Origin of the sequence: Micrococcoides hystricis, assembly GCF_042434215.1 — a bacterium.
GTDB lineage: Bacteria > Actinomycetota > Actinomycetes > Actinomycetales > Micrococcaceae > Micrococcoides > Micrococcoides hystricis.
Window position 1 is genome coordinate 75,271 of record NZ_JBHLUB010000004.1, and the last position, 19,122, is coordinate 94,392.

Annotated in this window: 19 protein-coding genes and 2 tRNA genes; 4 read left to right on the forward strand and 17 right to left on the reverse strand. The window is 61.2% G+C overall.

The genetic code is table 11. The annotated features are described in order from the left end of the window. Window positions 1-20: 20 nt before the first annotated feature. Together ACFFFR_RS03740 and dxr are read right to left on the reverse strand one after the other, a co-directional pair. A complete protein-coding gene (locus tag ACFFFR_RS03740; protein ID WP_377458211.1) occupies window positions 21-1,427 on the reverse strand; it encodes a M50 family metallopeptidase in 1,407 nt (468 codons plus the stop codon). 31 nt (window positions 1,428-1,458) lie between these two features. Next, window positions 1,459-2,739 carry a 1-deoxy-D-xylulose-5-phosphate reductoisomerase gene (dxr, locus tag ACFFFR_RS03745; protein ID WP_377458191.1) on the reverse strand — a complete coding sequence of 427 codons (1,281 nt, stop codon included), beginning with the start codon at window positions 2,737-2,739 and terminating at the stop codon, window positions 1,459-1,461. 91 nt (window positions 2,740-2,830) lie between these two features. Here dxr and ACFFFR_RS03750 point away from each other — a divergent pair, with 91 nt between their 5' ends. Further along, window positions 2,831-3,304: a GNAT family N-acetyltransferase gene (locus ACFFFR_RS03750; protein ID WP_377458192.1), complete on the forward strand. Its 474-nt coding sequence runs from the start codon at window positions 2,831-2,833 to the stop codon at window positions 3,302-3,304. Between the two features lie 92 nt (window positions 3,305-3,396). Here ACFFFR_RS03750 and ACFFFR_RS03755 read toward each other — a convergent pair whose 3' ends face one another. From ACFFFR_RS03755 to rpsB, 6 genes are all read right to left on the reverse strand, one after another. Then, entirely contained in the window at window positions 3,397-3,969 is a 573-nt protein-coding gene (locus ACFFFR_RS03755; RefSeq protein WP_377458193.1) for a DivIVA domain-containing protein, read from the reverse strand. Between the two features lie 30 nt (window positions 3,970-3,999). After that, a complete protein-coding gene (locus ACFFFR_RS03760; protein ID WP_377458194.1) occupies window positions 4,000-4,860 on the reverse strand; it encodes a phosphatidate cytidylyltransferase in 861 nt (286 codons plus the stop codon). Beyond that, window positions 4,860-5,381, reverse strand: coding sequence for a ribosome recycling factor (gene frr / locus ACFFFR_RS03765; protein ID WP_377458212.1), 522 nt, complete (start codon window positions 5,379-5,381; stop codon window positions 4,860-4,862). Before frr ends, ACFFFR_RS03760 begins: the two co-directional genes overlap by 1 nt. A gap of 120 nt (window positions 5,382-5,501) precedes the next feature. After that, window positions 5,502-6,236 carry a UMP kinase gene (pyrH, locus tag ACFFFR_RS03770; protein WP_377458195.1) on the reverse strand — a complete coding sequence of 245 codons (735 nt, stop codon included), beginning with the start codon at window positions 6,234-6,236 and terminating at the stop codon, window positions 5,502-5,504. Window positions 6,237-6,357: 121 nt separating this feature from the next. Then, a complete protein-coding gene (tsf, locus tag ACFFFR_RS03775) occupies window positions 6,358-7,194 on the reverse strand; it encodes a translation elongation factor Ts (protein ID WP_377458196.1) in 837 nt (278 codons plus the stop codon). A gap of 55 nt (window positions 7,195-7,249) precedes the next feature. Continuing rightward, window positions 7,250-8,107, reverse strand: coding sequence for a 30S ribosomal protein S2 (gene rpsB, locus ACFFFR_RS03780; protein WP_377458197.1), 858 nt, complete (start codon window positions 8,105-8,107; stop codon window positions 7,250-7,252). Window positions 8,108-8,564: 457 nt separating this feature from the next. Between rpsB and ACFFFR_RS03785 the strand changes: the two genes are divergently transcribed. Continuing rightward, window positions 8,565-9,227, forward strand: a complete 663-nt coding sequence (locus ACFFFR_RS03785; protein WP_377458198.1) for a M23 family metallopeptidase — start codon at window positions 8,565-8,567, stop codon at window positions 9,225-9,227. Window positions 9,228-9,258: 31 nt separating this feature from the next. On the opposite strand, the gene ACFFFR_RS03790 is transcribed toward ACFFFR_RS03785, so the two are convergent. After that, a complete protein-coding gene (locus tag ACFFFR_RS03790) occupies window positions 9,259-10,437 on the reverse strand; it encodes an acyl-CoA dehydrogenase family protein (RefSeq protein WP_377458199.1) in 1,179 nt (392 codons plus the stop codon). A 213-nt stretch (window positions 10,438-10,650) separates the two neighbouring features. On the opposite strand from ACFFFR_RS03790, the gene ACFFFR_RS03795 reads away from it, so the two are divergent. Next, complete coding sequence (locus tag ACFFFR_RS03795; protein WP_377458213.1) at window positions 10,651-11,709, forward strand: glycosyltransferase family 4 protein; 1,059 nt, start codon at window positions 10,651-10,653, stop codon at window positions 11,707-11,709. On the opposite strand, the gene ACFFFR_RS03800 is transcribed toward ACFFFR_RS03795, so the two are convergent. The 8 genes from ACFFFR_RS03800 to dnaG all read right to left on the reverse strand — a co-directional run bounded on the left by ACFFFR_RS03800 (window position 11,666) and on the right by dnaG (window position 18,279). Continuing rightward, window positions 11,666-11,742, reverse strand: a tRNA-Ile gene (locus ACFFFR_RS03800). The genes ACFFFR_RS03795 and ACFFFR_RS03800 overlap by 44 nt on opposite strands. A 13-nt stretch (window positions 11,743-11,755) precedes the next feature. After that, entirely contained in the window at window positions 11,756-12,967 is a 1,212-nt protein-coding gene (locus tag ACFFFR_RS03805; RefSeq protein ID WP_377458200.1) for a glycosyltransferase, read from the reverse strand. Then, entirely contained in the window at window positions 12,964-13,863 is a 900-nt protein-coding gene (locus ACFFFR_RS03810; protein ID WP_377458201.1) for a DMT family transporter, read from the reverse strand. The genes ACFFFR_RS03805 and ACFFFR_RS03810 overlap by 4 nt, the downstream gene beginning before the upstream one ends. Window positions 13,864-13,865: 2 nt before the next feature. After that, on the reverse strand, window positions 13,866-14,591 hold the full coding sequence (locus ACFFFR_RS03815; protein ID WP_377458202.1) for a CDP-alcohol phosphatidyltransferase family protein: 726 nt from the start codon (window positions 14,589-14,591) through the stop codon (window positions 13,866-13,868). A 21-nt stretch (window positions 14,592-14,612) separates the two neighbouring features. After that, complete coding sequence (locus ACFFFR_RS03820; RefSeq protein ID WP_377458203.1) at window positions 14,613-15,524, reverse strand: phage holin family protein; 912 nt, start codon at window positions 15,522-15,524, stop codon at window positions 14,613-14,615. Window positions 15,525-15,599: 75 nt separating this feature from the next. Beyond that, window positions 15,600-16,073 carry a hotdog domain-containing protein gene (locus tag ACFFFR_RS03825; RefSeq protein ID WP_377458204.1) on the reverse strand — a complete coding sequence of 158 codons (474 nt, stop codon included), beginning with the start codon at window positions 16,071-16,073 and terminating at the stop codon, window positions 15,600-15,602. A 115-nt stretch (window positions 16,074-16,188) separates the two neighbouring features. Next, window positions 16,189-16,263, reverse strand: a tRNA-Asn gene (locus ACFFFR_RS03830). A gap of 132 nt (window positions 16,264-16,395) precedes the next feature. Continuing rightward, on the reverse strand, window positions 16,396-18,279 hold the full coding sequence (gene dnaG / locus ACFFFR_RS03835; protein WP_377458205.1) for a DNA primase: 1,884 nt from the start codon (window positions 18,277-18,279) through the stop codon (window positions 16,396-16,398). Between the two features lie 84 nt (window positions 18,280-18,363). Between dnaG and ACFFFR_RS03840 the strand changes: the two genes are divergently transcribed. Then, window positions 18,364-18,960 carry an SIR2 family NAD-dependent protein deacylase gene (locus ACFFFR_RS03840; RefSeq protein WP_377458206.1) on the forward strand — a complete coding sequence of 199 codons (597 nt, stop codon included), beginning with the start codon at window positions 18,364-18,366 and terminating at the stop codon, window positions 18,958-18,960. The last annotated feature ends 162 nt before the right edge of the window (window positions 18,961-19,122 follow it).

The following is a 19,122-nucleotide window of genomic DNA, read 5'->3' on the forward strand; positions in this document are numbered from 1 at the left end:
TCTGCAAGCGTGGGCGTAACTTAGAACAGCTTTACCGGGTTAATGACATCGGCCAGAATCAATGTGATACCCATCAGGGTCAGCAACCCAAAGGCCACATAGGTCAGGGGCAACAACTTGGCCGCGTCGAAGGGCCCCGGGTCTTTCTTGCCGAAGAATTTGGCCACCCGGCGGCGCAGACCCTCCCAGAGCGCACCGACAATGTGCCCACCGTCTAGGGGCAGCAGCGGGATCATGTTGAACACGAACAGGGCCACATTCAGCCCGCCCGTCAGGGACAACAGCGAGGCTACCCGGTCGGATAAGGTGACCTCTTCTAGGGCGGAGATTTCCCCGGCAATCCGCCCCACTCCCACGATGGAGATCGGCCCGTTCGGGTCTCGTTCCTCCCCAGCCAATGTCGTGTTGACGGTGTGGATGAGCATTTGTGGCAAGACCACGATGATGGAGGCGACGGCGCCAATCTGCTGGCCGACCATGGGGATCGCCTCGGTCGGTGCGGCAGTGGCGTGTTCGGTCTGGGAGACGATGCCGATGAAGCCCACCTCACCGGTCTGCACGGAGCCGTCCCACTTCCGTTTCGGTGCACCGAACGCATTTGTCAGTGCCCGTTCGGTGGCGATGGGTTCGATGGTGGTCTCGTGTTGCTCACCGTCACGGATGTATTCGATGGAGTTTCGAGTACCGGCCGTAGTGGTGATGGCCGCCGTCAGCTCGTCCCACGAGTTCACCCCTGCGCCGTTGTAGGCCACGATCTTATCTCCGGCCCGCAGCCCGGCCTTCGCCGCAGGAGCAGCAGGATCCTCGGGGCCACACTCGGTCCCGGCCGCATCCTGTGCTTGCACGCATTCGCTCACGGCCTGCACGGTGGTGCTGGGCCGGCTCACCCCGACGGTGCTGACCAAGATCCCCAGGATCACCACGGCAATCACCAAGTTCATGACCGGTCCGCCCAGCATGATCAGAAGCCGTTTCCACACCGGGAGTTTGTAGAACACCCGGTTCTCATCGCCGGGGCCAATTTCTTCGTGCGCTTGGGCTCGGGCGTCGTAGGCCAGCTGGCGGAACATTCCTCCGGAGCGGCCGCTTCCATGCTGCACCAGTTCGGGGGCGTGACGTTGCCCATCGTCGTACCGGCTCACGGTCACCGGGGCCGCCGGCCCGGGCTCATCCGGTGACGCATGCGCCTGGTCCGGATCGGTTTGGGCGGGTTTTTGTTCCGGGTTTGGCGGGTACATGCCGATCATGGCGATGAAGCCGCCCAGCGGGATGGCTTTGATACCGTATTCGGTCTCCCCCTTCTTCCGGGAGAACAGCGTCGGCCCAAAACCGATCATGAATTTGGGGACCCGCACCCTGAAGAGTTTGGCAAAGAGCAGATGCCCCACTTCGTGCAGCCCAATGGACAGCGCGATCATGACGACCATAAAGAGGATCCCGAGGATAAACCACACGATGTTAGTTCTGCTTCCCTACGTTGAGTGAGGTGGTGAGCTGGTCAGGGTTGCTGGGTTGGCCCATCAGCGTCCGGCAGGCGGTGCGCGCCCAGCGCTCAGCGGCCAGCACATCATCGAGGCTGACCCGTTCGGCTGGCACCCCGTCGTGCTGTTCAACAACCCGGGTTACCGTAGCAACGATTTCTGGGAACTTGATCAACCCGTCATGGAAGGCATGCACCGCCTCCTCGTTGGCCGCGTTGTAGACCGCCATGTGCGTGGCCGAGGACGCCGCGGCCTGCCTAGCCAGCGTGATAGCGGGGAACGTCTGATGATCCACCGGTTCAAAGTGCCAGTTCATCGACTCGGCAAAACTCAGCGGGGACACCGCGGCGGGGATGCGTTCAGGCCAACCGATCCCCAACGCGATCGGCAAGCGCATGTCCGGTTGGGAAATCTGCGCCAGCACCGCCCCGTCAGTGAATTCAACCATCGAGTGGATCAGGTGTTCCGGGTGCACGACGACGCGGCAGTCTTCCAAGGGCACGTCAAAGAGCAGGTGGGCCTCCACCACTTCCAGTGCCTTGTTCACCAGAGTCGCCGAGTTGGTGGTGATGACCTTGCCCATCTTCCACACCGGGTGATCTAACGCATCGGCCGGGCTCACCGCGGCCAGCTGTTCGGCCGTGTAGCCGCGGAACGGTCCACCGGAGGCGGTCAAGATCAGTGCGCGCACCTCGGCGCTCGTGCCACCCCAAAGACATTGGGCGATGGCGGAGTGCTCCGAATCCACCGGGATGAGCTGACCGGGTGCCGCAGCGGCCTTGACCAAGGCGCCGCCCACAATCAGGGACTCCTTGTTCGCCAAGGCCACCAGTTTGCCGGACTCTAGTCCGGCCAGGGTGGGCAACAACCCGATGGAGCCGGTCATGCCATTGAGCAGCACATTGCAGTGCTCGGCGGCCGCCACCTCGGCAGCCGCGTGTTCACCGCAAATGATCTGCGGGCGATAGTCAATGCCGGTCTGTGCCGCCAATTCGGCGATGCGGGCTTCCAACGCGGCCGGGTCCGAATTCGCCAGCCCGATCAGTGGCGCCCGCGTCGCCACGGCCTGTTCGGCCAGCAGTTCCCAGTTGTTCCCGGCGGCCAAGGCGCCGACACTGAAGCGTTCCGGGTTCCGGGCCATCAGTTCCAGAGCTTGGGTGCCGATGGAACCGGTGGAGCCCAACACCGCGACGGTGCGGTGGCTCTGCGGGGGAAGGAACTGCGGCAACGCAGGCCGCGCAAAACTGGCATCACGCATGCTTTTCAGTATCTCACAGCAATGTTTTAGGCTAGAGGTCACAGCAGAGTTCACGGCTGTGAGCTCCCCTAAGATTTCAGGAGAATCGTTGGTGCTACAACTTCGCGAGGTTACCGCAGCTGACCTGGATGTGTTCTTCACCTTCCAGCAAGACCCTGACGCAACCCGAATGGCCGCCTTCGCAGCCAACAACCCCTCAGACCGTGCCGTCTTCGACCACTACTGGCAGGCGCTGCTCAACGATGAGCGCGTCACCGCCCGGACCATGGATCTTGATGGCCGCCCGATCGGCTCCGTCGCCGCGCTGCCCAACTCCGGTGACGCCGGTTTTGAGCTGGTGTTCTGGACCGACAAGGAATACTGGCACAAGGGCCTGACCAGCCAGGCTGTCCAACAGTTCGTGGCAGAATTCGATAAACGCCCACTCTACGCCCGGGCCGTGGTCGACAACGTCGGTTCCTTGAAAATTTTGGAATCGGCCGGCTTTGAGAAGGTCGGTTGCGAGCCGGGCTTCTCCAACGTCCGCCAAGAGGTCGTGGACGAGCGCATCCTCAAGCTCTCCTAGACCACCACGGGTCTTCATACGTAACAACACAAAAAACAGTGACCGCTTTCGCCACGATGGCGAGGGCGGTCACTGTCGTTAAGCGTCAAAGGTTATTGGATGGCTGCAGCCAGCTCCACAAAACGGTTCAAGAACACGTCAACCTGCTGCTCGTCGTAAGCCTGCTCCCCCACGGCCGCGTCAAAGACGGCCTCGCGAATATCGGTGACGGACATGGCCTGATCTTGGGTGAGGAAGGCGTGCAACCGGTCGGCAAACCGGTCCACGTCGGCCGCCCGGTAACCCTGCACCTTCGCGTCCATCGGCGGGCGGAAACGCTGCCCCTTCGGACGTTCCAGGCGCGCCTTGAGCAACCGGCTGAGCTCTTCTAGGTGGGCGACCCAGGCTTCCTCGCCGCGGGTAGCGATGAACGCGTTACGGCTCTTGGTCAGCACCGCATCTTCCAGCCGGTCCATGGCGTCATCCACTTGGCTCGGGTCGTAGCCGCCCTCGGTGACTTCGAAGTCCACCCGTTGTACCTGCGCCACGGTCAGTTCTTCGCCTTCACCGTTGTAGGCCTTACGGGCGGTGGCCATGAACTCGTCCACTTCGGCCGGGTTGTATCCGAGTTTCTTCGCCTCGACGCGGTCGAAGAGGCCATCATCCGTTGTCGTTGTGCGCTTCACTGGGTGTGTACTCCGTTACTGTGCGAGTGATTAGATGCCGAAGTCGGCCACGAATTTCAAGATCAGGTAGGTGCCGTAGGTGGCCGGGGCTGCGAAGACGACCGAATCAAGTCGGTCCATCATACCGCCGTGGCCGGGAAGCAATTGCGAGAAGTCTTTGATCTGCAGTTCACGTTTGACCATGGACTGACTGAAGTCACCGGCGGTGGCCGTCACGGCGATCGCGATGCCGAAGGCGATGCCCATCCACCACGGCTCATCGAACAGCAACATGGCTCCGATGCCGACGGCCGAGGCGCCCAGCACCGAGCCGGTGAAGCCCTCCCAGGACTTCTTCGGGCTGATCTTCGGTGCCATGGGGTGTTTGCCGAACAGGACCCCGAAGATGTAACCGAACGTATCGTTGGCCACCACCAGCAAAACCATCATCAGCAGGATCAGTTCCCCTGCCGGTTCCCGGAAGAGCAGCATGGCCGCGGAGAGGAAGAACGGCACCCACAGCACCGTGAACACCCCGGCCAGCACGGAGTAGGCCATCCGGCGGGGTTGCTCCAACACGGTCCACACCGTCAGCAAGCCCAGCACCGCCAGGGCGGACAGCATCAGGGCTTCGGCCCCGAACATGTAGGCCAGCACGGGCATCCCCATGGATGCCAGCCCGGTGGGTACCACAGGGATATCGAACTCGCGGCGGGTCAACGCCCGGTTCACTTCCCAGGCACCCACGGTGCCGAACAGCCCCACGACCACCATGAATGCGGTTGGGAAGAACAGCATGGTGGTCGCAACCAAGGTCAGCAGGGTCAAGCCGACCGTAATGGCTGCGGGTAAATTGCGGCCCGGGTTGATCCGTTTCGGTTCAGCCCGGGCTGCCGTTGCTGTGGCGGTCATTAGACCTCCATCAGCTCCTGTTCTTTGGCTTTGGCCATCTCGTCAATCTCATCGATGAAGCGTTTGGTGTTCGCGTCGAGTTCCTTCTCGGCACGTGCGCCATCGTCCTCGCCGATCTCGCCGTCCTTGACCTGCTTGTCAATCGCTTCCTTGGCCTTGCGGCGGTGGTTGCGGATGCCGATCTTGTGGTCTTCGGCCTTCGACTTGATCAGCTTGACGAACTCCTTACGGCGTTCCTCGGTCAGCTGCGGCATGGTCACCCGGATGGTCTTGCCGTCGTTGGATGGGTTGGCCCCAACCTCGGAATCAGAGAGCGCCTTTTCGATCTCGCGCAGTGCGGACACATCGTAGGGGGTGATCAGTATGGTGCGGGCATCCGGCACGTTGAAGGAGGCCAGCTGCTGCAGCGGGGTGTAGGAACCGTAGTAGTCCACCATCACCTTGGCGTACAGGCCCGGGTTGGCGCGGCCGGTGCGGACGGAGGCGAAGTCCTCGCCCGTGGCTTCCAGCGTGCGCTCCATGGCGGCGCTAGCTTCTTTGAGGATCTCTTGGCTCACAATTGCTCCTGAACGTCGTTGTAGATTGGGCCTTCAGGCTCAATCCTATGTTAATGCGGGGTGGCTGAGGCAGTTTGACGCAGCCTAGGCCACAGATACGGTGGTGCCGATCCGTTCGCCCAGCAGGGCCTTGGTCACGTTGCCGGCCCCTTCCATACCGAAGACCAGCATCGGTAGGTTGTTGTCCTTACACATGGTCATGGCCGTCTGGTCCATCACCCGGATGTTCTTCAACAGGGCCTCATCGTAGGTCAGCGTGGCCAACTTCTGCGCGGTTGGGTCCTTCTTCGGATCTGCCGTGTAGACCCCGTCCACACCTGATTTGGCCATCAGGACCTCGTCGGCCGCGATCTCGAGGGCCCGCTGAGCGGCCACCGTGTCGGTGGAGAAGTACGGCATGCCAGCCCCTGCGCCGAAGATGACGACCCGGCCCTTCTCCATGTGCCGGACGGCCCGCAGCGGGATGTAGTCCTCGGCCACCTGAGCCATCGTGATGGCGGTCTGGACCCGGGTCTGCACGCCGGCCTGTTCCAAGAAATCTTGCAGGGCTAGGCAGTTCATCACGGTGCCCAGCATGCCCATGTAATCGGCCCGACGACGGTCCATCCCGTTCTTGGACAGTTCGGCACCGCGGAAGAAGTTCCCGCCCCCGACCACGATGGCGATTTCCACCTGATCTGCGGCCTCGGCGATTTGTTCGGCAATGCCGCGCACGGTCGCAGGGTCGACGCCAACGTCGCCACCGCCGAAGACCTCTCCGGAGAGCTTCAGCAGGACGCGGCGTTTACCGCTGGTGCGAGCGTCAGGGGTATTACTCATGCGAGTGTGCTCCTTGGGGAAAACGGTTTTTGTCACAAAAAAGGTGGCCACCTAATCTCTTAGGTGACCACCTCCTTGCACATGATGTCTGATTACATCTTAGTGTAGGTGTTCGGTGTGCTTAGGCACCAACGCGGAAACGGGCGAAAGCCACTGGCTTCACACCGGCTGCCTCGAAGACCTTGCCGACGGACTGCTTCGGGTCCTTGGCGAATGGCTGGTCCACCAGCACGTTCTCCTTGAAGAAACCGGTCAGGCGGCCTTCCACGATCTTCGGCAGAGCCTGTTCTGGCTTGCCTTCGGCGCGGGCGGTTTCATCGGCGATGCGGCGCTCGTCTTCAACTTTCTCCGCTGGAACGTCCTCGCGGGTCAGGTAGGTCGGAGCCATTGCAGCGGTGTGGACGGCGACGTCGTGCGCGGCATCGAAGGCCTGCTCGCCTTCACCATCAACGGCCACCAGAACGCCAACCTGAGCTGGCAGGTCCTTGGAGGTCTTGTGCAGGTAGGCATCAACGGTCGCGCCTTCAACGCGGGCGACACGGCGGATGGCAACCTTCTCACCCAGGACAGCGCCTTCTTCGGTCAGCAGGTCGTTGATCTTCTGACCATCAACCTCGACCTCCAGCAGCGCGTCAACATCGGTGGCGCCGGAGGAAACGGCAGCTTGCAGAACCTTGTCCGCGAAGGCGACGAAGCGGTCAGCCTTGGCAACGAAGTCGGTCTCGCAGTTCACTTCAACCATCACGCCAACACCGTTCTCAACGGTAGCGGCGATCAGGCCCTCAACGGCGGAGCGGCCTTCGCGCTTGGTAGCGCCCTTCAGGCCCTTGATGCGGATGATTTCCATGGCCTTGTCAGCGTCGCCATTGGCTTCATCCAGAGCTTTCTTAACGTCCATCATGCCGGCACCGGTGCGTTCGCGCAGTGCCTTGATATCAGCGGTGGTGTAGTTCGCCATATTCACCCATCCTTATGGTGTTTGGTGTGGACTTGTGGATTGTCGTCGGTAGGTCTTACTCGGCGGATTCGGCGGTTTCGGTGGCAGCTTCAGCTGGTGCTTCAGCAGCTTCCTCGGCAGCTGGTGCTGCTTCGGCTTCTTCGCTCTTACCCTCAAGCAGCTCGCGCTCCCATTCGGCCATTGGCTCCTCTTCGGACGCCTTGGTGCCGGTGACGCGCTCGTTGCGGGCAATGAGACCTTCTGCGACGGCGTCTGCGATGACGCGGGTCAGCAGGGCGACGGAACGGATAGCGTCGTCGTTACCTGGGATTGGGTAGTCAACCTCGTCTGGGTCACAGTTCGTGTCCAGGATCGCAATGACGGGGATGCCCAGCTTCTGGGCTTCGTCCACGGCGAGGTGTTCCTTTTTGGTGTCCACAACCCACATGGCCGACGGGGTGCGGGTCATGTTGCGGATACCGCCAAGGTTGTTCTGCAGCTTCTCCAGTTCGCGCTGCAGCAGCAACAGTTCCTTCTTGGTGTGACCGGAGCCGGCGACGTCGTCGTAGTCGATCGCTTCGAGCTCTTTCATGCGCTCAACGCGCTTGGAGACGGTCTGGAAGTTGGTCAGCATACCGCCGAGCCAGCGGTTGTTCACGTATGGCTGGTTCACGCGGGTAGCCTGCTCAGCAATGGCTTCCTGGGCCTGCTTCTTGGTACCGACGAACAGCACGTTGCCGCCGTGGGCGACGGTCTGCTTGACGAACTCGAAAGCGTCGTCGATGTAGGTCAGGGACTGCTGCAGGTCAATGATGTAGATGCCGTTGCGCTCGGTGAAGATGAAGCGCTTCATCTTTGGGTTCCAACGGCGGGTCTGGTGACCGAAGTGCACGCCAGAATCCAGCAGCTGGCGCATAGTTACGACGGAAGACATAGTTAGTCTTTCCTTTCTTGCGGGCGCTAGGGCCCGATCGGTTGACGGTTGTTTCCTAGCAGAGCGGCCTGTCGCCCACACCTGAGACTTCTCCGGCGGTGAGCGAGAGCATGAGGCACTGGCAACTATCAAAGGTTGCACCGTCAGCACCCGCAGGCGGTCCTGAGCCTTTTACTGCTACAGACCAGCCAACGCTCTGCGCGTAGTCAATCCCGTGGCAATTTTTCCTTACGCCCCTCACGCGCACACCAGTTTCAACAAAGGATGCCGGTGTACTTGTTTTGGGCATGGAAAAAACTTGCGCCAAAGAATTGCTTCCCCTAGTGTACCGCATCCGCGTGCAGCCTCTGACCGCCACTGGCCCCGAATTCACCACACTTTCACGCACACGTGGCTGAATTCACATTCGGTGCCGACCCGGGCCAGAGGACTCACGCTACACCGCAGGCTGAGGGACATGAAGATCTTCTCTTTTGCCCGCGCCGCCTCCAAGAGGTCCGCCCAATTGATGGGCCTCTTCAAACAACTGGTTCTGGTATCAAGCCTGCTGCTCAGTGCGGCAGCCGCCGCCACACCGGCCCCGGTCCTAGTCCCCCAGCCCTCGGCCTCCCCGCCGTCGCAGACCGCGGTTTTTGAGTCAGTCGCCAGCATACGAACACTAAACTTGCGGTTCCTTGGCCGAGTGAATCCGGCACCAGGGTCATGGCTGCACCCGGCTGGGACCGCCGAGCCTCCGGTGCGCGGTTATGATCCTCCGGCCAGTCGGTACGGTGCAGGTCACCGCGGGGTGAATATGGGCTCTCCTGCCGGCCAGATCCTGGCTCCCGCCGATGGCGTTGTCAGCTTTGTCGGCGTCGTCGTCAACCGCAAAGTACTCACGCTGGATCACGGTGCCGGCTACAAGTCATCGTTTGAGCCGATCGACACCGACTTACAACGCGGGGAACGCGTCAGCGCTGGTGCCTTCATTGGCACGGTCGGTGAATTCACCGATGATGGCGCCCACTGCTCCGGATCCTGCTTTCATTGGGGTGTCCGTCTCAACGGTGAATACGTCAACCCGCTACCGTTGCTCGGTGGATTCGCGCCCTCCGTACTCTTACCTGTAGCGGCGGGCTGAACGCGTTGAGACCGTTAGAGGTCAAGACCACTTAGACGATGGCGCCGATGCCGGTGAGGGCACGCCCCACGATCAGGGTGTTCACCTCGTTGCTGCCCTCGTAGGTGTAAATCGCTTCGGCATCGGCGAAGATTTTGGCCGCATGGTAGTCGGTGACGATGCCATTGCCGCCGAGGATGGACCGGGCCAAGGCCACCGACTCACGCATCTTGGCGGACGTGTGCTGCTTGGCCAACGCAGACTGAGCATCGGTGAGTTCGCCCCGAGCCTGCACCCCCGCCAACTGCGTCAGCATCGCGGTGCTGGCCGAAAGATTACCCATGATCTGCACCAGCTGATCCTGGATCATCTGGAACGAACCCAAGGGTTTGCCGAACTGCTTACGCTCCAGTGCGTAATCGCGTGCGACGTCGAAGGCCGCCATTTGTTGACCCACTGCCTGCCAGGCAACCCCCAGCCGGGTGTCTTTCAAAACCTTGTTGGTGTCTTTGAAGCTATTGGCGTTGGCAAGACGGTTCTCCTCGGGCACCTCAACGTCCTCGAGCACGATGTCGGCGTTCTGCACGATCCGCAACGACATCTTGTTTTCGATCTTGGTGGCGGTGTACCCCAAAGTCGAGGTATCCACCATGAAGGCCTTGAGTTGGCCGTCCGCCTCGTCCTTGGCGAAGATCACCACCCAGTCGGAGAAGGTGGCGTTGCCGATCCAGCGCTTGCGACCGTTGAGGACCCACTTGTCCCCCACCTTACGGGCCGTGGTTCGGGCACCACCGGCAATGTCTGATCCGGCCTCCGGCTCGGTCAGACCAAAAGCACCGACTTTCTCTAGCGAGTAGATCTCCGGCAGCCACCGTTGCTGCTGCTCTGGTGATGCCAGCGTCTCAATTGTCCCGGTAAACAGTGCGTCGTGGACGCCCAAAAAGGTACCGACCGATGTGTCAGCGCGCGTAAACTCCGCGTGCATCAAACCGGCAAACAGGTGGGAATAGCCGTGATTCTTGACGAGGGAGATGACGTCCTGTTCGGCAAGCTTACTAATGAGCTGATGCGGAAATTCGGCTCGGTTCCAGTAATCCACGCAAATCGGAGTTACTTCTGCTGCCAGAAACTCTCGTGTCGAGGCGAGCTTGGCGCGCTCAGCATCCGTCAACAGGGATTCAAAATCCAAAAAGTCAGTGGCAGCAATAGCTGGACGTGCCGCATCGGTCATGATGTTCTCCTCGATAACAACCCGTTAGTAGGCCCCCTCAGGTTATCCGATACTCTGAGTAGCAGACAAGGGCTCTTCGGCTCATTTCTCTGGCAGAATCACTCCTGCAGACTGAGCTGCGCCAAGGCGCGCAAGTGCGATACTGGAGAAAAGCACACCCGGTTGGTTAAAGGTTCTTCTATGCGCTTGTTCTTCGATGCCCGTTTCACCCGTATGGATTTCCACGACGGAATTTCTCGGTTCGGTGCAACGTTGGCCACAGAACTTGCGCAGCATGCCGATGTCACGCTGCTAATTCATGATGAGCGTCAGCTGCAGTTGCTGCCAGATCTTCCTTACCTAGTTGTCTCTGCGCCGACCTCGCCGAAAGAGCTATTCATCTGGTTGCAGTTGAACCGGCACCAGCCCGATGTGGTCTTCTCTCCCATGCAGACGATGGGGTCATGGTTCCGCTCGGCACCGCTAGTGCTGACCTTGCACGATCTGATCTACTACGAACACCGCACCCCGCCACGGGATCTGCCGGCGTTCGTGCGCGTGCTCTGGCGGCTTTACCACTTGGCTTATTGGCCGCAACGGTTGCTGCTGAACCGGGCCGATCTGATTTTTACCGTCTCCGAAACGACGAAAACACTGATGAGCCGACACCGGCTCACCAAGCGGCCGGTTGTCGTCACCCCCAATGCGCCCCAAGAGCACCGCTACGCGGTCACGGGCAGCCCGAAAAAGACGTTGCTCTACATGGGTTCATTCATGGAGTACAAGAACGTGGCCACCCTCGTGCGGGCTATGGAATTACTCCCCGACTACCAGCTGCATCTGCTTAGCAAGATCACACCGGCTAAACGTGCCGCCCTAGAAGACCTCTCGAGTGCGCCGCAGCGCATCGTCTTCCACAATGGGGTCAGCGACGCCGAGTACGAGCAGTTGTTGAGCGAAACCACCGCGCTGGTGCACCTGTCCCAGTCGGAAGGCTACGGCATGCCGGTCATCGAGGCGATGGCCTTAGGTGTACCGGTGCTTGTCAACGATATTCCGATTTTCCGCGAGGTCGCCGGCGAGGCCGGGATCTTCGTGGACGGTACCAAGGCCCGCGAAGTCGCTGCCGCGGTGACAATGCTTGCAGAACCTGGCCTTTGGGTCGAACACAGCAAGGCCGCGTTCGCCCACGCGCAGCGGTACACGTGGGCCCGGACGGGGACCATCGCAGCGACGGCCCTAGAAAAATTGGTGGGGCGTGCCGGGCTTGAACCGGCGACCAAGGGATTATGAGTCCCCTGCTCTGACCAACTGAGCTAACGCCCCGAACTCTAGTATCTTAGCGCGGATTTGCCGTGCCCGGAGCCATGAACTCCCGGCCATCCGAACCTCGGTACAGCGCCTCGAATTTGTCCATGATGGTGTCCACGGAGTGGGTCATGGCCAGTTCGTGGCTTGCCTGCCCCATGGCGCGGCGTTCGGCCTCGGGCGCGTCCAAGACCATTTGGAGCTTGGCGGCCAGATCTTCCGGATCGCCAGGAACGAACAGGTAGCCGTTGGTTTTTTCCTGATTAATCAGGTGTGGCAAAGCCAGCGCGTTGGCCAGCACCACGGGGGTGGAGGCGCTCATGGCCTCGAGGGAGACCAGCGACTGCAGCTCCGCGGTCCCGGGCTGACAGAACACGGTGGCGTCCAAGTACTCTTGGCGCAGCTGGTCGTCATCGACGTGCCCGAGGAATTGAACTTTCTCCCCCAGCTTCAGCTCGTGAGCCAGCTCGTGCAATTTGTCCCGCTGGTCACCATCACCGACGATGCGGACCTGAAAATCGCCACGCAACCGTGCGGCCGCGTGGAGCAGGACGTCGATGTTCTTCTCCACGGCCAGTCGGCCGACAAACAGGATGCGGGCCGGGCCATCGGAAACCACCTCGTCCTCGGCCTTGGCCTCATAGTGGTGGTAGTCGATGCCGTTAGACAGCGGCAGCACATGCTTCAGACCGGCCCGTGCCGCCATCGTCTTCGCGGCCAACGGCGTCGGCGTTGTCACCACTTGGGCTTGGCCCATCAACTTGCCCATGTCCCGCCACGAATTCTTCGACACGATGTCGAGGAACCAGCGCGGAAACGGCAGGTACGGTTCCAGGTTTTCCGGCATGAAGTGATTGGTGGCGATCAGTCGGACTCGGCGGCGGACGGCTTCATTGATGGCGGCCTCACCCACCATGTAGTGACACTGCGCGTGCACCACGTCGGGCTGGATCTCCGCAAAAACTTGGGCCATGTCCTTTTTGATCTGCCACGGGAAGCACAACCGGTAGGACTCGTGGGTTGGGGCCTTGTGGGAGCGCAACCGGTGAATGGTAGCTTCCTCATGGAACTGCTTCAGCCCCGGTCCCGCATCGTTGCGGGCGGCGACGACGTGCACCTCGTGTCCGCGGGCAGTCATCGCGGTGGCGAGCCGATAACAAAACATGGCCGCCCCATTCACGTCAGGCGGGTAGGTGTCAGCCGCGATCAGAATCGTCAGCTTATCGTCTTTTCTCAAGCTCACTTAGCTTGCGTCTCCTTGTTGCCCACGGGCGCCACACGCGCCATTTGTGGGTGCGACTTGGCCAGTACAAACACTCCAACAATAGCAACAGCGGCCAGCACAACCATGCCAACATGGGCCATTGACAGGGTTGTCACCTTTAATTCATTCAGCAGGATGATGCCGATGAGGACTCCGACCATCGGATCGATGACAGTGAGGCCCGCAATGACTAGGTCTGGAGGACCATGAAGGTAAGCCTGCTGAACTAAAAACCAGCCGAATCCGGCCGTCACCAGCAGGGTGAGGATGAGTAGCCACGGCAGCTTCTGCCACCAGTCGGGGGCACCGAAATCGACGCGGAGCATCAGCACCCGGATCAACACCGCGACGAAGCCGTAGAGGATCCCGGAAATCACCACCAGCAGCAGGGCATGCGGGTTCTTGCGGTAGACCAGATAGAGCGCCAAGGAGAACACCGCCAAGGCCAGGGCTGTCACGATCGTCTTGGTTTCCTGGGTCACGGTGACGACTTGGTCTTGGTGTACCGCCCCGATGGCGACGAAGACAAAGCCTAGGCTGCCGGCAACCGCTAAGGTGCTGCCCCACCAGGTGGCCGCCGGCAGTTTCATCTTCTGATCCCACGAGTTCAGCAATGTGGTGACGACTAAAGACAGGGCGCCGATGGGCTGCACGATGGTCAGGGGCGCGCGGGAGAGCGCCCAGACGGACAGGGCGATGGCCACCAGCTGAATCAGCAGTCCGATCAGCCACCGTGGCTGGGTCAGCAACACCAGCCAGCCACGCCGTCGCAAGGAAATCTCCGCTGCGTTCAGCCGTGCCGCTTTAGCCTGCTGGTGGGTGCCGATCGCCAATGCGATGGCTGAGCCTACCGCGGCGAGGATGGGCAGCAGCATGCTTACTGCCCTCGATCTTCACGGCCCTGCACCTCGCCGTTGTGCGTCGGGGAATCTGGTGTGTCTGGGTCTTGGTGTTTGGGGTGATTCGACCACGTACTGCGCTGGCGCGGATCCAGTCCTGCCGCACGAAGGCGGGCGGCTTTGCGGTAGGCCAAGATCAGGTAGTGGATACTGACCAGCACGTGTCCGATGGCGCCCAACAGGACTATCAGCACGGCGATGGTGGTCCACGGTTGATCGGGCACCTCTGGCACCCGGGTCAGCAGCAACAAGGGGGTGCCTACCAGCAGGGCCGCGGTGCGGATCTTTCCGGCGTTGGTGACCTCCAGCTCCGGGGAACCACGGAAGAGCCGCCACGAGTTGATGATCAGCACGATGTCCGGGATCACGATGGCCAAGATCAGCCACATCGGGATGATCCCAACGATCACCAGTGTGGCCGAGGTGATCATCAACGAGAGCCGGTCCGCCAGCGGGTCCAGCCATTTGCCGACAGTGGAGATCTGGTTTAGCCGCCGGGCCAGATACCCATCCACCCAATCGGTGGTGCTCAGGACCGTGAGCGTGATGAACGCGGCCAAATATTGAGCGGTGACCGTGAAATACACGAAAACCGGTACCAGCAGAAAACGCAGAATGGTGACGATGTTAGGAACCGTGAAAATACGGTCCGTCACCACATACTCCACGTCATCGCGGGTACCGGCTCCGATGAGACGAATCACAACGATTCGGTTTCTAGTGTGCTAGTTTTTGAAGATTTTGCGGACCAGAACAGCAAAGGCTGCGCTGGAGACACCGGCGACGGCCAGATCCTGCCAGCGTTCCCGCGCAATGTACTTGGCCTTCTCAACCGGATCTGTGATCTCACCGGTGGAGCTGACAGCGGTTTCCGGGTAGCGGGTGGTGTGAACCGAGGTGTTGACCAATCCCGGGGTGCGTACCGATGGGCGCTGGGTTGGGTCAACGTTGGCCTCCGCAGGGGTGTCAGCGACCGGGACGGAGTACTTGCCGCCCTTGTTTGGCATCTTCGGGTCGATGCCGACCTTGCGCAGCGCGTCGTCGCGCAACTGGGCCAAGTGGTTACGGCGGGCCGTGGTGCGGCGCAGCAGCTCGTGGTAGGACGGGGCTGGCATTCGTGGGCCGGATGCCTGCTTCTGCTGGGCCTCGCGACGGCGCTGCTGTTCGCGTTCCTTGGCGGCGCGGCGGCGTTCGCGGTCGAAGTCGCGGGCGTTGAAGGCCCGGCCTTCCTTCATCACGGCGGCATCGTATTGCAGACCGCGGATGGCGTCCTCGGGCATCAGCGGCATGGCTGCCTTGATCTTGCCGACGCCGAACAAGGCCAACAATGCGGCCAGCACCAAGAAGATTCCGGCCGTAACCAAAGCGGCGGCCCACATCGGCATGATCTTGGCGAACAGGACGACGACGAGGACGACCAAGGCGATCACCATCAGAGATAGAAAGACCAGCCCGGCGACGGCGAGGGCGGCGCCGATGCCGACCTCTACGCCTTTGGTCTTCATCTGCTGCTGGGCTAGACGCAGCTCATCACGTAGCTGTTTCGGGCCCAAGCGGACGATGACTTTGAGTAGATCGAACAAACCCAGGTGCGAGCTGGATCCGTATAGACGGTTGCGTGTGCCTTGTTCAGACAAGGTTTTCTCCATCCTGACGCCAAAACCTAACTATTGAAAACTAACCTACCACTGACGTGCGATACAACTCACCGGTTAGGCCATTCTCACCATCATGTTGCGGGTTTCCAACACGATGGTTCCTTCCTGATCGATGACGCGGATATCCACCAGGCAGGACCGGCCACGGCGCGGGTGCAGCTGTGCCTCCGCCAGCAGGGTGTGTCCCACCCGGCCGGGGGCAATGAAACTTGATTGCGAGGTGGAGGAGACCCACTGCGGGGTGACCTCGCCGGTGTTCAGCGCGTAGGCGGCCGCGGTGTCGGCCAGCATCATGGTGATGCCGCCGTGGCATATGCCGTGGGAATTGCACTGCTCGGGGCGGATGGTCATGGACATTGTGCAGCCGGCATCGGTACCGCTGACAAAATCGATGCCTTGGTCAGTGACGGGGGTGTCGACGGCGAGAATGGCTGCGGCACGCTCAGCTCGCAGCTCGGCGGTAGCGATGACGTCGTCGTTGTTGGAGCCGGCCTGCTGGTCGGTGGCGGCGGTGCTGTTTCTGCTCATGTGCCAATCCTATGTGGCCAAGGGCACAAAGAACCAAGGCCTGCGCCGGCGGTGGGAAGGATTTTTAGCCGGGAAACAAAAAATCCTCCACCGGATTCCGGTGAAGGATTTTGTTTGGCTCCCCAGATTGGATTCGAACCAATGACCGCTCGATTAACAGTCGAGAGCTCTGCCGCTGAGCTACTGGGGAAAGCAACAGGTACTACTGTAACACGCAGGTTAAGAGAAACAAAAATCGCGCCAACACCCTCATTTTGTGCCCCTCACGGCGTCCGTCCTCGCGCGTGTACGAACCCCATTTTTGGCCTTTGGGATGTCGAATCTATTGGTCTTCACGCAACCGTCTACGCCGGGTTTCTAGGTCCAGAAGCTGGCGTTGGATCTGCCGGGATTCCTCGGCGGTGGCCTCGGACCCAAGACGTTGGAGCCGGCCCAGCAGATCAGATTTTTGCTGGGTGATGGAAAGTTCGAAGAGCCGGTTCATGATGTCCCGACAGTATTGGACCAGGTGCTCCTCGGTGGCCGCAGGCAGCGTGGTCACCGCCAACTCGGAGACCAGTGCCCGCAAGGGCACTGGCACCTCCTCCCGGATGGCTTCTACCCAGCGCTGCACCGGGGTGTCGGCAGCGGCGACGGCACGGATGGCCGCGTGGATGGCGGCGTGCGCGGGCACCTTGAATTCGGTGTGATAGAACGCCATGAACTGTTCGGCGGAGAGTTGGTCGGGCTGCTGCAACACCACCTCGAGTGCTTCGCGTTCCATGCGCACCACCGGGTCGGCGAGGTTGAAGGCTGGTGGGTGCTGGGCCAGCTGTTCCGGTCTCGCCGGGCCTGCCTGGTTCTGCTGCCGGGTGTGTTGGCCCGGGCGCGGGCCGAGTTGGCCGCGCAGGGCTGCCTGCACGGTCTGGCGTACCGTTTCCACATCTGTGCCCAACCAGCCTGCCAGCTCTCGCATGTAGGCGGGCCGGAGTGCGGGGTCCTTGATCCCGGCGACGATGGGGGCCGCGCTGCGCATGGCCGCCACCCGGCCCTCGACTGTGTCTAGGTTGAAATTTTTTAGGGTGGCTCGGATGGCGAACTCGAACAGTGGCCGGCGGTTCTCGATGAGGGCTCGCACGGCGGCGTCGCCGCGTTCTTGGCGCAGGTCACACGGGTCCATGCCGGAGGGCTCCACCGCGACGAAGGTTTGGGCTAGGAAACGGTGATCTTCGTCGAAGGCACGCAGGGCAGCTTTCTGTCCGGCCTCGTCCCCGTCGAAGGTGAAGATCACTTCCCCACCGGTTCCGTCATCGGCGATCAGTCGGCGCACCACCTTGATGTGATCCGCGCCGAAGGCGGTGCCACAGGTCGCCACCGCGGTATCCAGTCCGGCCAGGTGCGCGGCCATCACATCCGTGTAGCCTTCCACCACGATCAGCTGGCGAGACTTCGAGATCGAGCGTTTGGCTAGGTCCAGCCCGTAGAGCACCTCGGATTTCTTATAGAGCTGGGTTTCTGGGGTGTTCAGGTACTTGGGACCCTGATCGTCGTCGTAGAGTTTGCGAGCGCCGAAGCCGATGGTGGCCCCCACCAGATCCCGGATGGGCCACATGAGACGGCCACGGAACCTGTCGTAGGGGCCGCGGTTGCCTTCGGAGAACAGGCCGGTGGCCCGCAGTTCGTCCTCGCGGAAACCCCGATCACGCAGGAGTTTGAGGAGGTTATCCCAGCCCTTGGGTGCGTAGCCGACGCCGAAGTGTTTGGCTGCGGCGGCGTCGAAACCGCGTTCAGTTAGGAAGTTCCGTGCGGTCGCAGCCTCGGGACCGGCTAGTTGTTGAACGAAGAATTCTTCGGCGATGCGGTGGGCGTCCAGCAGGCGCTGGCGGCGGCCGACCTCGTGCTTGTTCGGGCCGGTGCCGCCGTCCTCGTACTCCAGCTCGACCTGGTATTTGGCGGCCAGCTGTTCCACCGTCTCCGAGAAGGTGGTGTGCTCCATCTTCATCAGGAACGAGAAGACATCACCGGATTCCCCGCAACCGAAGCAGTGGAAGGTCCCCACTTGGGGTCGGATGTGGAAAGAGGGGGTGCGTTCATCGTGAAAGGGGCACAGGCCTTTGAAGGAGCCCACGCCGGCTGAACGGAGTGTCACATAGGAGTCCACGATCTCTTTCAGATCGGCCCGCTCCCGCACCCGGTCAATAACTTCACGTTTGATCAAACCAGCCACGCCTCCATCCTAGTTGAGCTGTCCAATCGGCTTTGACGTTCGTCCACAGCTGGCCGCGTGGGCGGGTGTCGATATGGTGGTGGCATGGCTGAGAATGTCTTTGCAAGTGTGGAACAAGCCAGTGCGGCCGGCGGCTTGAAGTCCGAGGGTTTGACCTCCTGGGTGCGTGCGGCGGAAAAAGTTGTAGTGCTCTCTGGGGCCGGTATGTCCGCTGAATCCGGGGTTCCCACGTTCCGGGATGCGCACACCGGTTTCTGGCAGCACTACGATGTGGAGCAATTGGCTACCGCGGACGCGTGGTGGGCCAATCCGCGGCTGGTGTATAGCTGGTACCTGTGGCGGGCTAGGATGGTGCGCTCGGTCAGCCCCAACGCCGGGCATCAGGCTCTGGCCCGATGGGCTCGGAAGATTCAGCTGTTCATCTCCACGCAGAATGTGGATGATCTGCACGAGCGGGCCGGCTCCGAACAGGTCAGCCATTTGCATGGCTCCCTGTACGCCTTCCGCTGCGATGACTGCGCCGCCCCGGCAACGCTGCCGGATTCGGTGTTTGAGTCGGTGGCTCCGACCGGTTCCGATGAGGACTTGGTCATGGTGGACCCGCCCTCGTGCGCCGATTGCGCGCGCGGCACGGTGCGCCCCGACATTGTGTTCTTTGGTGAGTTTTTGGGCTCATCGTAAAAATGCGTGTAGTTGGGTTCGGAATCCGCCGGTGTCGAGCAGTGCTCTGGTGATGTAGTGAAATGGTCCGGGTTTTCTTCCTAGGCGTTTACCCTGATTTCTATTGTTGCTGACAGCTGGTGTTGCTGCCAGTAGTCGGTCTCGACTTCGGCTGGTGTGCGG

Bases quoted from the DNA above. Each gene is read 5' to 3' on its own strand.
- ACFFFR_RS03740 (WP_377458211.1), bottom strand. From the start codon at position 1,427: ATGGTCGTCATGATCGCGCTGTCCATTGGGCTGCACGAAGTGGGGCAT.
- dxr (WP_377458191.1), bottom strand. From the start codon at position 2,739: ATGCGTGATGCCAGTTTTGCGCGGCCTGCGTTGCCGCAGTTCCTTCCC.
- ACFFFR_RS03760 (WP_377458194.1), bottom strand. From the start codon at position 4,860: ATGACCGCCACAGCAACGGCAGCCCGGGCTGAACCGAAACGGATCAAC.
- frr (WP_377458212.1), bottom strand. From the start codon at position 5,381: ATGGAGCGCACGCTGGAAGCCACGGGCGAGGACTTCGCCTCCGTCCGC.
- pyrH (WP_377458195.1), bottom strand. From the start codon at position 6,236: ATGAGTAATACCCCTGACGCTCGCACCAGCGGTAAACGCCGCGTCCTG.
- tsf (WP_377458196.1), bottom strand. From the start codon at position 7,194: ATGGCGAACTACACCACCGCTGATATCAAGGCACTGCGCGAACGCACC.
- rpsB (WP_377458197.1), bottom strand. From the start codon at position 8,107: ATGTCTTCCGTCGTAACTATGCGCCAGCTGCTGGATTCTGGCGTGCAC.
- ACFFFR_RS03785 (WP_377458198.1), top strand. From the start codon at position 8,565: ATGAAGATCTTCTCTTTTGCCCGCGCCGCCTCCAAGAGGTCCGCCCAA.
- ACFFFR_RS03790 (WP_377458199.1), bottom strand. From the start codon at position 10,437: ATGACCGATGCGGCACGTCCAGCTATTGCTGCCACTGACTTTTTGGAT.
- ACFFFR_RS03795 (WP_377458213.1), top strand. From the start codon at position 10,651: ATGGATTTCCACGACGGAATTTCTCGGTTCGGTGCAACGTTGGCCACA.
- ACFFFR_RS03810 (WP_377458201.1), bottom strand. From the start codon at position 13,863: ATGCTGCTGCCCATCCTCGCCGCGGTAGGCTCAGCCATCGCATTGGCG.
- ACFFFR_RS03825 (WP_377458204.1), bottom strand. From the start codon at position 16,073: ATGAGCAGAAACAGCACCGCCGCCACCGACCAGCAGGCCGGCTCCAAC.
- ACFFFR_RS03840 (WP_377458206.1), top strand. From the start codon at position 18,364: ATGGCTGAGAATGTCTTTGCAAGTGTGGAACAAGCCAGTGCGGCCGGC.